Below are 13,655 nucleotides of genomic sequence, written 5' to 3'. Positions count from 1 at the left end.
GTTGCAACCCCATCGGCATGTTCTGCCTAAAATCGAGCTTAAGTGAACGGTGTTAATCCATAAGGCCGGTTGTTTTTTCTGAAATAAAATCTCTGTGATTATGGAGATCTTTTCAGCTGAAAATACTAATCCATATATAACTTACAGAACCATCTCACGAATAACGTCTACACGATTAACGAATCCGTTCAATTTATTATATAAGTCTTCAGAGTGTTCATTGCATGTGGGGTTTAATATATACAATATAGCATTTGCTGATTCATCAAGGCACAATCCCCCACCCCCGCCGTATTCCTGTTCATTCATATTCGTTGAAAGCATTTTTTTATAACCGCTGTTTGAATCCGCTATATCACTAGCATAACAGACCATTGCATAAAACCGCCATGCACTATCAATCAAACGAATTGAAATCGGATAAACGCCATCAATAAGTATTATGGCTTGCTGCTTATCATCCAAAAATACATCAATTCCTAACTGTTCAGATAAAAATGAAAGTTGATTTTTTATATACTGATTCATAGAAATTCCTCACGATTATTAATCCCACTCGTCATCATCATTCTCGCTCTGACTTTCTGAACTGATACTATCGTCATCAGAATATGCTTTTCTTCTATCATTAATGGCTCTATTTAAAATATCTTCTAACCCATTATTTGCATTGGGTCTTAAGTCAATTTTTTTTTTGCCGGCTCATCAAGTTCAGAAACCCCCACCCTTGCTGCTATGTTGTTTTATTCTATTTTTCAATTCATCCTCAAAGCTCATTTTTACTGGGATTTTTGTGTCAGTTTTATTTGAAGAATTTACTTTATTCTTATCTAGCTGATTATTTTCAATCGCTTCTACGGAAACCATTGGTGGAAGTGGCGGTGGTGGTGGAACATGCTGCGATAACGTCTTAGGTGGTGGCGGTGGCGGCGGTGGAACATTCTGCAACAACGGCTTTGGTGGTAGTGGCGGCGGCGGCGGTGGAACATGCTGCGACTTTGGCGGTGTTGGTGGCGGCGCATACTGCGATGACGACGTGGTCTGCGGTAATGGCGATAATGGCGCTGGCTGTTGTAGTACCGGCGTTTCTACATCCTCATCCACGGCGCGAAGAAGCGACTCCACAGATAGAGCTCTTCTCTCTATCGTGCCCATATTCTCCCTTGTCCTCTGGTTAAAACGAGCGGCATAGACTTGGTGGCGGCACACATCTTGAACTCCCGAAAGCAACAATTCTTCTTTCAGAAGCCCAGCCTCCTTAAGGAGACTATTCATATCTTCCGCTGTGAGGTAACAGCTTGAGCGCTCACTTAAATTAATTTCATTAAGATGATAGTCAGGAACTGCAACATCGTTTTCTATGTTAGAGAAAGCGGCCATAAACGTATCTGATGAGGCAGGCATTGACGTAATAAAATCCATCAGTGCCATTCTCAAAGAATGCACATTTTCTTGGTTACTAAAACGCTCTCGCCCCCCAATATTAGCGATTAACCCATCAACTTTTGATGATAAAATATCAAACAAATCGAAATCGCAGTTATTTACATGAGAGATATCAAAATCCTGGAATGATAATTTCAGTTTCCCTGTAATTGTTTTATCGTTCTCATCACATTCTTTATAAGAGGGGTTTGCTTTTGTTACTTTATCAAAAATTATAGACACATCTGATGACTCTATTTTCCCCTTCCCATTTAAATGCGCATTTACGATATCTTTAGCCCCTTCGCCATAAATATTCGCTAATGCTGAACTAAAGCATTCAATGGCTTTTGCTTCCCGATGTTCTAACGCCTCATATAGTTTTTTAATAAACCCGAGAGACCCTAAGCATGTGCTATTTAAAATAACAATAAAACGCTCTGCTAGCGAGCGCCCAGCGGTCAGACAGTTTTCCTTTCCATTATTTCTTACGGTAAGTACATCATTTTTACCACTCGTTCTTTCAACTTCATTATAATGCGAAATACCTAAGGTTCCACCTGTTGTTACTGCAGTAACCATAATACCCTCCGATTTAATACGCTCATGATCAACACAACAAAAAAACAATATTATTTTTTTAAAAAGCGCACCATGAGGTAATTACCTGAGGTTACTAAAAATAATAATATGCACTGAGTCATATACAAACGCGGATATCTATTCCCTGCTGCTTACTCCTCTTCCTAGGCATCATAGTCAATGTTTAACACCAGCCTTAACAGCGCAGCGACGGGTTCAAACAGCGATTCTGGGATCATTTCACCGTATTGCACTTCCTGAAACAGCTGGCGCGCCAAGGCAATATTTTCGACCACCGGAATAGACTCCCGCAGAGCAAGATTAACGATATGCTCAGCTCGGGCATCAACTCCTTTGTCTAGTATTCGAGGAATTGGCATATCAACGGGATCGTAGCCCAAACAAATCGCAATATGGGTTGGATTACGCACCACAACGGCGGATTGCTTCACGTTCTGCGCAAGGCTCCCACTTTGTAATTCGCGCTGCAAATCACGGCGACGCTTTTTCATCTGTGGGTCACCCTCCATATCTTTATTTTCCTGCTTCACATCCTCCTTACTCATTCGCTGCTGCTTCATGGTGTTGTGACTTTGAAAGGCGTAGTCAAAAACACCCAGCACTACGTAAAACGTCAGTAATGCATACCACATCCAACGAACGAAGGTCGAAAAGACAGGAATAGCACAGGCAGGGTCACAGTATGGCAACGCCTGAAAAGTGGGTGCGTAATAGCTAAACAGATACACGAAAATTAGACATAGCAAGACCACTTTTAGACTCGATTTAAGCAGCTCAATCAGACTATGCAGAGAAAATATCTGCTTGAGATTATTCACGGGATTAATCTTCTCGCCTTTAAAACCAACCGCTTTCGTTGCCAGCATAAATCCCACCTGAGCCAACACACTGGCCACGGTAGCGATGGCCAGCATCCCACCGAATAGGGCAAACATTCTCCCTCCAGCGTTAAGCAACGCCCGCGTCATCATGCTCACGGCATAGTCAAAGGGTTGATTAATTAGCTGTGCAGACAGCAGTATCAACTGAGCGACGCACTCGACAACCGCATCTGAAAAGAAATGAAAAAATGCCAGCACAGCGAGCAATTGCACGCCGGAGGTGATCTCTATGCTTTTAACCACCTGCCCCTCTTGGCGGCTATCACGTTTTTTTTTCTGCGTGGGCTGTTCAGTTTTTTCACTCATGGCTGGCTAACCATTGGCTCACATGTCGATACAACACTTCACTTTCCAACTGGTAGCGATGAAATGCATAGGGCAGCGACAGCAGTAGCAGAAAGAGCGCCAGCACGCTTTTTATCGGCATGGATAAAAAGAACACGTTAAGTTGCTGAGCGGAACGATTGAGCAATCCCAACGCTAAATCAGCCAATACCATGCTGAGTACGGCTGGCAGTGAAAAGCTAAGGCATAGACGATAAAGGATCTGCCACTCGGCAAGGAGAAAATCTAAAAAAGCGTGATTAAACGCCATCGTTTTGCCAACGGGAAAATAGTCGTATGACGCATACAGCGCAGAAAGAAGCAGATTAAAACCACCAGAAATAAAAAACAGCGCGCATAAAAACTGGCTAAACAACAAACCAAAAATTGAGGTTTGCACCGACATCGCCGGATTGAATACGGTTCCCATGGTGGCGCCACGCAGCGTATCAATCAGAAATCCCGCCATATCGACGGCCCAGAAAGGGATCGCGGCGCAAAACCCTAAGAGCAGGCCAATGATCATTTCGCCGGGAATAACGCTAACCCAACCCCAGCCTTGATGAACAATCGGCTGCGCATTAATGATCGGCCACATCGGTAACGCGATCGCCAGCAAGATACCGTTACGGATCAACGACGCTCCCAAACTGCCTATTTGTAGCAAAGGAAACAGCAGCGTAAGCCCCAGCGGCCTCATCATGGCCAAAGCAAGGGTGACCAGGCCGTCATTGATCTGACTAATCATCCGTGGACACCTATCTGTAATAACACCTGCCGGGTATAGGCCAGAAGTAAGCCCCCCAACCAGTGATAGGTCGCCATCAGCATTAGCGCAACGGCCAGCAGTTTGATCATAAACTGCAAGGTTTGATCCTGAATCTGAGTCAGTGCCTGAAATAAACTCACCGCAATCCCAACCACCGATGCCACCAATACCACAGGCAAAGAGGTCATCAGCACCAGCCACATTAGTTCAGTCACAAAACGAGCAAGATTGGCATCGCTCATAAGAAACTCTGCACAAGTTGAGAAAGAATCAGGTCCCATCCCCCTGCCAATAGAAAAATCAGTAACTTAAACGGCAGCGATATGGTCATCGGCGACACCATCATCATGCCCATAGCCAGCAAAATATTAGAGACCAACAGGTCAATCGCCAGAAAAGGCAGATAGATAAGCAACCCGATACGAAATGCCTGCGTCAGTTGGCTAACGGTAAACGCGGGGAGTAGGATCAAAAGCGAGTCCGGCTTCACCCGCCGACGCACCTCTTCAGGCCAGGTTTTAGCAACCAGATTGCGGAAATAACGCGCCTCTTTTTCATCCGAGTTTTTTTGCAAAAACTGGCGGTAAGGCCCGATCGCATGGCTATCCCAGCCGCTCATCCACGGCGGCGCTCCGGCTTCTGCTACCGGATGCCACTGTGCTTTCACCGCCAGCAAGGTCGGCGCCATAATAAACATGGAGAGCACCAGCGCCAGCCCATACAGCGCCATGTTTGGCGGCACCTGCTGAATACCTAACGCGTTGCGTAAGATCGAAAACACCACCGCCAACTTAAGGAATGAGGTTCCCATGACAATGGCCAGCGGCAATATCGATAGCAGGAACAGCAGGGCGATGAGCTGCCAAGGAGAATCAGGCAAAGACATGGTATTTCCTTAATGGATCCAACGATGAACCAGTTATAGCCACCGCCCAACGCCACCACTATCAGGTATTGACCGTATCCTCTTGTATCTGCGGCTGCTCCGCAGAATTCAGGTACCAATGGCTGATTCGCACAAGAAAGCTATCGCCACAGCCGATCAGTTCACCAAGGCCAATGACTCGCCCATTCAGGCGTAGCTTAACCTCAGAAGAGAACTGCGCCTCAGCGGGCAAGAGATCGCCCTCACTCAACGAGCGTAACGCCCCCAAGGAAATATCAACCTGCCCGACCTCCACCAGCAACTTTTGCGGCAGTTCGTTAACGTCGACCGTTAGAGACTGCAGGCAGTCGGTATTATCACGCTCTTCCTGCAGCAGGCTTTCTACATCCTGCACCAGCTCATTAATTTTCATGCGCTCCTCCGACACCATGCATACCCGCGCGACGATGCCCGCAGACAGCAACAAAACACACTCTCCGCCACGTAGATCGCCAAAGGCTTGTATCCGCAATCCCATGCCCACGCAGATATTTCTCAGCTCACTGAGCGAAACCAAACACCAGCCCACATAGCAAGCAAAAGTGATAGGTGGTAACAAACGTACAGGCCGTACTCTGGGCAAAACTTGCTTCGCGATCGTCTGAAAATATGTCGTAGGCCAATTGAATAACAGGGTATGAAATTGATAGTGCTCTACCTGCCAACTGAACGTTAGAGCAATTTGATCAGGCAAAAGACTGCATCGGATTGGGCGACTCATTGAACGTCGCATCTCTGCACCGCTTGCCGCGATTAATGGCGATAGCCCCCATTCGGCGATGCCAAATAGCAGGCCCGTATCAATAAATTCTGGCGCTGATGAACCAATCATCCCTTCACACCACGCTTGCCAGTCACTTTCCAGTAACCAGATTTCACTCCTTATCGTCCCTAACATGACTGAAAAGACGATGCCTTCCTGAGCATCTGTCCATTGCCGAGCACAAACGTGCAAGGGCCCTAACGCGATACCCTCTGAGGGGAGTAACCGAGCAATTTCGCTTTCCTCAGGTAGCATCTTGGGCATAGAACACCTCCAACGTAACGCTGTGCCCGGCAGCATGAAGTTCAGTATTAAGCCACGTGGAAAAACGGGTCAGCTGGGTAAATAACGCATACTGCGGCACCAGCACTTTTAAATGGGTTTTACCCTCAAGCACATTAATTTCACACACCAATCCAGCGGCTATTCCCCCGACTAATCGATAGCGACTCGTATGCTGACACAGCAATACCGATTGCTCGGTGGCGCTGCGCGGCGTCTTCACCATCGGTCCCATGAACCGCGTAAATTTGTGAGTATCGGACGAGCACGATCCTTCCTCTTCGCCATGACTTTGCACGGCATGCCAAATACAGCCTTCCGCTCTAATAACATTCATTGCTCAGTAACTCCTTCAGCTTTTCCTTCTTTTTCATGACGATAATCAGCTCTTGATGCAGCACATTTAGCCGTTCCTGCAGTCGTTTTTGTGCGTCTAACAGTGAACGTTGCTGTAGTGCCAAACTGTGTTCTTCATGAAATAGCCCCCCCATTGTTTGCTTTTGTTCCATCAACGCATTGGCGAGTAAGGTCCCAGACCACGTGAGTATCTGGTTGAGCAACTGCATTAACTCATCGCGCCGAGCTTGGCATTTGCGCTGCATAACCTCAGTTTGCACACGTTGACGCGTTAGCTCCGCCATTTGCCGCCGCAGACGATCTTCACGGCGATCTTTGATCTTGAGTAAACAGTGCAGCATCAGTTGCCCGTCAGATAACGTAGCTGTCGCAGCAGTTCGTCGAGATTGCATAATTCATTACCCTGTTGTTGCAAGAAATGGCAAATAGCGGGGTAGCTTTCCACCGCGCAATCAGCCTGCGGATCCTCTCCACGTGTGAACTCTCCCACCCGCACTAAAAGCTCGACATCACGATATATCGACAATCGCCTGCGCAGCATATTGGCAAGTTCGCGGTGCTCTACGCTGGTTACCATCGGCATAATTCGACTAAGGCTGGCTAACACATCAATGGCGGGGAAATGGGCAGACTCGGCCAAACGGCGTGAAAGAACGATGTGTCCGTCGAGCAACGACCTGACTTCATCGGCAAGAGGTTCATTCATGTCATCGCCCTCGACCAGCACGGTATAAAAGGCGGTGATGCTGCCACTCTCACCCTTGCCAGCCCGCTCAAGCAAACGCGGCAAAGCAGCAAAAACACACGGAGGGTAGCTACCTGGTACCGCAACCTCCCCGCTGGCGAGAGCTATCTCACGCGCGGCTCGGGCGTAGCGCGTGAGTGAGTCGGCAAACAGCAGAACACGCTTACCTCGATCACGGAATGCTTCGGCAATGGTGGTAGCAACAAACAGCGCGCGCATGCGTTCAAGCGCAGGCCGATCAGAGGTAGAGACCACCATGACACAGCGACTACGCCCCTCCTCACCCAGCTTTTGCTCAATAAATTCACGCACCTCGCGTCCACGCTCGCCAATGAGAACTAAGACGTTAATATCGCTATCTGGGCTGTTGCACAGCATCGACATTAGCGTGCTCTTTCCTACTCCCGCGGCGGCAAAAATGCCGATGCGCTGCCCCTCTCCGCAGGTAAGAACGCTATCAATGGCTCGAATACCGGTGAGCATCGGCGTATCAATCAGTTGGCGAGTTAGCGGAGACGGTGGCGGTGCATCATAGTCTCGCCACGGGCCTTGCAACGCGGGGCCTCCGTCTAAGGGTAGGCCCAATCCATCCACAACGCGTCCGAGTAAATCATCTCCCACTGCGACCAAATGCCGCCGCGCGAGCGGCTGGATGGGTTGTCCACAGAACAAGCCCGCGGTACTCACAAAGGGCGATAGCAATGCCGTTGCACCGTCAATCCCAACCACTTCAGCAAGCTCTCCATCGGGCAATAATCGGCAAACTTCACCCATAAAAACGCCGGGAAGGTAGGCATTAATCAACGTTGCGCCAATATGTAAAAGCCGCCCTGTTTTCAAATAACCATGCGGAGGCGGGCTCAGCGGAGTAAGACTCCTTTCCAAGGCCGCCAGAGATGTAGTTTTAATCTTCATCATTGGCCAACTCTTCTGCCGAAAGGTCAATGCTTTGCACTACCTGTACCGCGCAGTTGTCCCCCAACTCCTGCCAAGAGAGCACCGACACGTCAAACAGAGTAGGCTCGATAATTTTGCGTAGAAAACGACGGGCATCGATCGATGTCACCACACGCAAATCACCATGTTCGGCCTGCGCAGTGTGGATTAATGCGAGTATGCGAGTGCTTTGCGAAAGGCTCAAAGCCGCATAGGTCCCCATAGAGGTTTGGCGAATGGATTCACGAATGAGGTTTTCAATTCCCTCACCGACGCGCAGCACCCGCAGTACATCCCCATCGGATTTAAGCCGATGCAAAATATGCCTGCGCAGCGCGATACGTACATATTCAGTTAGCATCAGCACGTCTTTTTCACGCGGAGCCCATTCAATCAGCGTCCCGAAGATCATACGTAGATCACGGATCGACACGCTTTCAGCCACTAAACGCTGTAGGGTTTCGGTTATTTTGCTAATCGGCAGTTGGCGCTGTAACTCTTTCACCAGTTCTGAATAACGCTTTTCCATCGCGTCCATCAGATAACGAGCTTCCTGTACGCCGATAAACTCCGCCATATGGCGTAACAACACCTGCCGCAATAGCACCGTAACTCGCTGATTTCCGCCAAGCACCGACAGCCCAAGCCCCTGCGCTTTTTTGCCCATCTCTTGCGTCAGCCAAACAATATTGCCCATCCCTTCGGGCAGGGGCTTAACCGTACATTCCAACCGATCATCAGGCTTCAACAATAAATAGGGATGTGCAGGTATCTCGAGCGAAAAAACCGACTCTTGGTAAATAAGCACCGTCATACCCTTCACCCGATCTCGGCTATCAACCACGATGCTAACTTCCGGTAAAGGCACGCCGTACTCTTCAAACAGCGTCCAGCGTACGGCGTCAATATCTCTGGCTAACGTGCTGGTATTGAGCTCGGGCATCAAACGCAACGTTAGCGGACGGGCACCTGGCTGCATCACTTCTTCCGTTATTTCTTCAGAGCTCGGGGCTGCGCCTTCAGGACGACGTCTGCGATACCAGATAAATAGGAAAGGCAGCGACGTAAATACCGCCATCACAAAGAAATCGAAGAAGGGAAAACCCGGTATCAACGCGAATAAGATCAGAACCAGCGCGGCCAGCATCAGCGCCTGTGGCTGCTTGCCAAGCTGGGTAGAAAGCTCGCTGGCGAGATTCTGTTTTTTCTCGCCAGGCACACGGGTCACAATAATGCCCGCACTTAATGAAATCAGCAGTGACGGGATCTGGCCGCATAAGCCGTCGCCAATCGAGAGCACGCTATAGGTTTGTACGGCACTCCCCAGCGACATACCGTATTGCACAACCGCAATAATAATGCCGCCGATAATGTTCACTAGGACTACGATAATCCCTGCAATAGCATCCCCTTTTACAAACTTCATGGCTCCGTCCATCGCCCCCAAAAAGCGGCTTTCCTGCTGAACATGCTCACGTAATGTCCGCGCCTGATGAGCATCGATTACGCCCGCTCGCAGATCGCCATCAATGCTCATTTGTTTACCGGGCATACCATCGAGGGAAAAACGGGCGCTCACCTCAGCCACGCGCTCGGTTCCTTTGGTAATCACGATAAACTGCACGATGGTGATAATAGTGAAGATCACCAGCCCCACCGTAAGATTGCCCCCAACCACAAAATGGCCAAAAGCATCCACGATATTGCCTGCGTTATGCTGTAGCAGCACTAAACGCGATGTGCTGATGGTTAATGACAGGCGATACAGCGTAGTAATGAGCAACAGCGAAGGGAAAACCGAGAGATCTAACGGATCGTTGATATAGATGGCGATCAACAACAGGATCACCGAAAAAGTGATGTTGATCGTGATGAGAATGTCCACCATAAACGTCGGCAACGGCAGGATCATCATCACAATGGCGATAAGCAACACTACGGCCAATATGATGTCTTGACGCCCAGCGCAGGCTGCAATCGCCTGCTGAAGCCTTTTCAGACTTACTGTTTTCAAACTGACTACAGGGGGTTGCATAGCGACTCCAGAAACGCCTGTTGGCGGCGATGCAAACGAAGCCATAGCTCGGCGGTACTGTCGGCGGCAGGAGCACAGCTAATCACCAAGCCTCGACGCAGCTGGAAAAATCGCTGAGGGATGCCAACAAAACCGCATGGCTGCCAGCGATATAGCGCCAGCAGCAGCAAACCGTTATCAAACGATCCCTGAAGTAGGCATTGGCTGAGGTGTATTCGCCCATCGCGGAAGTTGAGATAGGTTTCATACTTCTCACGAGACCAACACATATCGGTTGTTACTCGGCAGGTGGGCATATCCGCTAGCTGAATGAATAGCTGGATATTGCGCTCTGTGACTAGATCTAACGTCATTAACACCTCCGCTTTAACATGGACACAGAGTTCCAGATGCGGCGCAGGCGCGGAATCAGGCGATAACCTGATCCCCCTTCATTCCACGTAAAACAGTGATAATTTGATCGCGTTGGTCGTCATCGCTAAAACAGCGGTCGGGCATTAACGAAAAAAGAGCATCCAGATGCTGTAATAGTCGATTGTAGAGCTGGCGTGAAGTCACAAGCGACGTTAGACGCGGTGCAAGCCACTCTTCAAACAACCAGCTTTCATTGGCCATATCTATCAGTAAAGGAAGCAGCGATTCTGCGGGGAGCTGGCAGAGCTTTTCTTCACGCTGGCACTCTTTTTCTAGCCCTAAAAACAGCAGTAGCCGACGTAGGCGAACCAGCACCGCCGCCAAGCGATGTTGTTGATCGCCTGCGACGCAGGCCGAAAGTTCAAAAGCCATAACGCGCAATAAAACCCTAACCCGCTGCCGCCGTTCTGGCCATGCCATAATGCGTTGAAACCATTCGGCCAACGTGACTTCCTCTTCGTCCATCGCCCGCTGAAAAAGCCGGTTAATCTGCGTTAATACCCCTTTATCCACCTGTCCTAGCTCTAACATGCCAAACAGGGCAATCTCCCAGCCGCCTTCTTCCATCAGCATAGAAAGCTGGTCGCTGAGCGCCTTCTTCTTTTTGCGCCCAATATCATCGGCGACCAGTTGGGCTGCAACGCTGAGGATCTGCTGGCCGATGTTTTGGCTAGCATTCTGCTGCTGCATCTGCGGTGGCATATCGCCCTGCTGCTGCATACGCTGCACCATCTTCAACAAAGCCTGCTGGCGCAGTTCCTGACGCTCTTTCATATCCGCTCGCTGATAGTCACGCAGTCGCCCACTGAGAACCATGCCTATCTCCTCCAGCGTTTCGGTCAGCGCACTGCCCGAAGCCTCCTGTAATTCCAGAAGTGCCATATCCATTGGCGATACCCTATTTTCAGTGTGAAGCGGCTGTGTGCTACCAGCGATTTCATGGTTCATCGCCGGTGTGATGTCCGATACTCTCATTTTGCTCTCCGGCTTCTCGCTGAGGGGAACGTAACCACGTCAGCAACTGTTGAAAATGATTGCTCAGGGAAAATGCCACTGAGAGTTGGGGAGACGCTAAAATCACGTGATCGTGGGCGAATTCTGGCTCAAGAACCAAGGTGAAACGCGAACCCAGCGCGGCGCGTACATTTTCCTGTTGGCTAGGATGAAGATGCAGCGTTAAAGCCCCTTCAGACGCCATCAGCTCAGCCTGCTTAGCTAATCGAGCGCAAAGAGTTTTGTCATCGGGCTGTTGGTCAAACCATGCGGTAAGCACCTGTTCAATGCTGTAATGAATGCGGTCCGAAACTGCATGCATCAATGCCCGCTCCAGCGCTTCATCCTGCAATAAATAAGTAATGTGCGTTTGCAACCACTGGGATTCACAGCGGCTAAGCGTGTCCTGCCGCAGTTGCTCTAATTCGTGGCGCGCCTTCTCATTCATTTGGCTACAGGTTTTGCGCGCGCTGCGGATCATGCTTTCCGCCTTCCGCCGCGCCGCATTAACAATAGCCACGGCGTCTTGGTGGGCGCGGCGCTTACTGTCAGCCTGCCGATACACAACGGCTAATAACTCAGCGGGAATAATTCGCCCCGATGGCGGTTGCCAATCAAGTTCGGTCAGCGGAATTTGGCGCATAGCGTTCGCTCCAATAAATTCATTGCAAGCCTAGGCACCGATGGCCATAACGCACGCTCGCACGGCGGCAACGTAATCAGTATTGCATAGAGAACAGCGTCGTCTTGAGCTGCATGATGAAGCACGGAGATACCAAGATTGAATGCGTTGTCGATCATCTCTGAAGGGGAAAACACCGCTCTATTTTTGCCTTGGCACAGGCCAAATAGCTGCCAAATCAACGACTCATCTAACCAGCGTAAAATTGCCAGCCGATAGTCAGGCAATAGGAAGTAGTCGTTGCATCCTAGTTTGAGCAAGCCTATCGCCAGCGCAAACGCGTTGATATTGGATACCATTTTTACCATGCGCCGCTGGCGATCGTTAATCTGCGCCGGCAGCCGTGGTGTCCCTCTGCGTCTCTGCAAAGCGAGGTTTAAGCAGCGATCTAGCGGCTGGCACTCCCCATAGCGCCAGCTCTCTTTCGGCGAGAAACCTAGCGATTCGAGCCATCGCGGATGAGCATAACGTGCAGGAGTCCACAGATAACGGTGTAGGCACAAAACAGCATCATCAACCGTGCCGGCGGTTATCGCCTTTTGCGCCACGTCATCCACATCAGAACGGTGAGAGCAAAAATCGCCAGAATCAATGCAGGTATCAAGGACCGCCGATGCAAGGTTAACCATTGTATCGCCCTCCACTGGGGTTCTTCGGTTGCGTTTACCACACTTTGCATCCTAAATTCAGCCGGTTGCATGAGAATACTGATTTGATCTTGCTGTACGCTGGGGATCGATTTTTCCACCAGATTTTTTATCTGTACGCGGAAAGACTCGAGGTTGACCTGAGGCGAAAATTTAATAAATACCGCCACCGATGAGGGCCCTGTCGCCCCTTCTTCGTCAGGCCCGTGGGACGCAATGGTCACATCGGCGTGAACCACACCGTCCATCTGGCTTAGCATGCCTTCGATACGTTGCTCTTTGAGAAACAGGATTTTTTGCTGCTCTTCAGCCGGTGAGACCACGAGTTGATTTGGCGGAAACATGGTGTCTGCAGAGATATAGCTGCGGCGTGGAAAGCCATTTAAGCGCAATAGTTCAACCGCATTGATGAACTGTGATTTTTCCACCCGCAGCGTGATACCGTCTTCTGCTGTCAGTTTTTCAGCATCAATATGATGCTGCATCAGAATAGCCAACATCTGATTGGCATCGTCTTCAGGCAGTGCGCTGTAAAGCTCAACTCGGCACCCTGTCAGCAGTAAAACCAGCGCGAGGAGCAACGCATGGCGTAACCGTTTCATGTCATATTGGCCAGTTTATTAACCGACTGAGACACCGATCCAGCGATCTTTGCTCCCAAATCAACGCCTACGGTGGTTCCGAGCGTCGCCGCCTGTCGCATTAACATCTGTGGTGCTGATAATGCTCCCACATCGCCCGGCGGGGTACCGGCATACAACAATTGGTTAAATGCCGAGATTTTTTCGCTGCTTGCTTCGCTTAATTTGGGGGCATTGATAGCGCTAGATGTTGCAGCGTAGTCGACCGCCGCCGCATTATTAATCATGCTCAT

The 13,655-nt window shown here is 49.7% G+C and carries 17 protein-coding genes; all 17 read right to left on the bottom strand.

Annotated features, from left to right (window positions below; all coding sequences use genetic code 11):
* Positions 1-141 precede the first annotated feature (141 nt).
* On the bottom strand, positions 142-528 hold the full coding sequence (locus AB3Y96_RS01975; RefSeq protein ID WP_367298372.1) for a CesT family type III secretion system chaperone: 387 nt from the start codon (positions 526-528) through the stop codon (positions 142-144).
* Positions 529-711: 183 nt separating this feature from the next.
* Positions 712-2,007 carry a hypothetical protein gene (locus AB3Y96_RS01970; protein WP_367298371.1) on the bottom strand — a complete coding sequence of 432 codons (1,296 nt, stop codon included), beginning with the start codon at positions 2,005-2,007 and terminating at the stop codon, positions 712-714.
* 164 nt (positions 2,008-2,171) lie between these two features.
* Complete coding sequence (locus tag AB3Y96_RS01965; RefSeq protein ID WP_367298370.1) at positions 2,172-3,215, bottom strand: EscU/YscU/HrcU family type III secretion system export apparatus switch protein; 1,044 nt, start codon at positions 3,213-3,215, stop codon at positions 2,172-2,174.
* Positions 3,208-3,981: an EscT/YscT/HrcT family type III secretion system export apparatus protein gene (locus AB3Y96_RS01960; protein ID WP_367298369.1), complete on the bottom strand. Its 774-nt coding sequence runs from the start codon at positions 3,979-3,981 to the stop codon at positions 3,208-3,210. Before AB3Y96_RS01960 ends, AB3Y96_RS01965 begins: the two co-directional genes overlap by 8 nt.
* Entirely contained in the window at positions 3,978-4,244 is a 267-nt protein-coding gene (locus tag AB3Y96_RS01955) for an EscS/YscS/HrcS family type III secretion system export apparatus protein (protein ID WP_072307121.1), read from the bottom strand. Before AB3Y96_RS01955 ends, AB3Y96_RS01960 begins: the two co-directional genes overlap by 4 nt.
* A complete protein-coding gene (gene sctR, locus AB3Y96_RS01950; protein ID WP_367298368.1) occupies positions 4,241-4,888 on the bottom strand; it encodes a type III secretion system export apparatus subunit SctR in 648 nt (215 codons plus the stop codon). Before sctR ends, AB3Y96_RS01955 begins: the two co-directional genes overlap by 4 nt.
* Positions 4,889-4,949: 61 nt before the next feature.
* Complete coding sequence (locus AB3Y96_RS01945; protein WP_367298367.1) at positions 4,950-5,954, bottom strand: YscQ/HrcQ family type III secretion apparatus protein; 1,005 nt, start codon at positions 5,952-5,954, stop codon at positions 4,950-4,952.
* A complete protein-coding gene (locus AB3Y96_RS01940; protein ID WP_367298366.1) occupies positions 5,935-6,309 on the bottom strand; it encodes a Secretion system apparatus protein ssaP in 375 nt (124 codons plus the stop codon). Before AB3Y96_RS01940 ends, AB3Y96_RS01945 begins: the two co-directional genes overlap by 20 nt.
* Positions 6,296-6,721, bottom strand: coding sequence for a hypothetical protein (locus AB3Y96_RS01935; RefSeq protein WP_247650354.1), 426 nt, complete (start codon positions 6,719-6,721; stop codon positions 6,296-6,298). The genes AB3Y96_RS01940 and AB3Y96_RS01935 overlap by 14 nt, the downstream gene beginning before the upstream one ends.
* The gene (locus AB3Y96_RS01930; protein WP_367300265.1) at positions 6,670-7,989 is read right to left on the bottom strand and encodes an EscN/YscN/HrcN family type III secretion system ATPase; all 1,320 of its coding nucleotides are present in this window, start codon (positions 7,987-7,989) and stop codon (positions 6,670-6,672) included. The genes AB3Y96_RS01935 and AB3Y96_RS01930 overlap by 52 nt, the downstream gene beginning before the upstream one ends.
* Positions 7,979-10,045, bottom strand: coding sequence for an EscV/YscV/HrcV family type III secretion system export apparatus protein (locus tag AB3Y96_RS01925; protein ID WP_367298365.1), 2,067 nt, complete (start codon positions 10,043-10,045; stop codon positions 7,979-7,981). Before AB3Y96_RS01925 ends, AB3Y96_RS01930 begins: the two co-directional genes overlap by 11 nt.
* A complete protein-coding gene (locus AB3Y96_RS01920) occupies positions 10,030-10,398 on the bottom strand; it encodes a type III secretion system protein SsaM (RefSeq protein WP_072307114.1) in 369 nt (122 codons plus the stop codon). The genes AB3Y96_RS01925 and AB3Y96_RS01920 overlap by 16 nt, the downstream gene beginning before the upstream one ends.
* Before the next feature lie 55 nt (positions 10,399-10,453).
* On the bottom strand, positions 10,454-11,434 hold the full coding sequence (locus AB3Y96_RS01915; RefSeq protein WP_367298364.1) for an HrpJ domain-containing protein: 981 nt from the start codon (positions 11,432-11,434) through the stop codon (positions 10,454-10,456).
* Positions 11,397-12,095 (bottom strand): type III secretion system stator protein SctL, encoded by a 699-nt coding sequence (gene sctL, locus AB3Y96_RS01910; protein ID WP_367298363.1) that lies wholly within the window; start codon positions 12,093-12,095, stop codon positions 11,397-11,399. Before sctL ends, AB3Y96_RS01915 begins: the two co-directional genes overlap by 38 nt.
* Positions 12,077-12,682, bottom strand: a complete 606-nt coding sequence (locus AB3Y96_RS01905; protein WP_367298362.1) for a type III secretion system domain-containing protein — start codon at positions 12,680-12,682, stop codon at positions 12,077-12,079. The genes sctL and AB3Y96_RS01905 overlap by 19 nt, the downstream gene beginning before the upstream one ends.
* Entirely contained in the window at positions 12,664-13,383 is a 720-nt protein-coding gene (gene ssaJ, locus AB3Y96_RS01900; protein WP_367298361.1) for an EscJ/YscJ/HrcJ family type III secretion inner membrane ring protein SsaJ, read from the bottom strand. The genes AB3Y96_RS01905 and ssaJ overlap by 19 nt, the downstream gene beginning before the upstream one ends.
* Complete coding sequence (gene sctI / locus AB3Y96_RS01895) at positions 13,380-13,655, bottom strand: type III secretion system inner rod subunit SctI (RefSeq protein WP_367298360.1); 276 nt, start codon at positions 13,653-13,655, stop codon at positions 13,380-13,382. The genes ssaJ and sctI overlap by 4 nt, the downstream gene beginning before the upstream one ends.

Source organism: Hafnia alvei (assembly GCF_964063325.1).
Lineage (GTDB): Bacteria > Pseudomonadota > Gammaproteobacteria > Enterobacterales > Enterobacteriaceae > Hafnia > Hafnia alvei_B.
The sequence above is the reverse complement of the archived record's forward strand: the minus strand, read 5'-3'. Positions and strand labels throughout refer to the sequence as shown.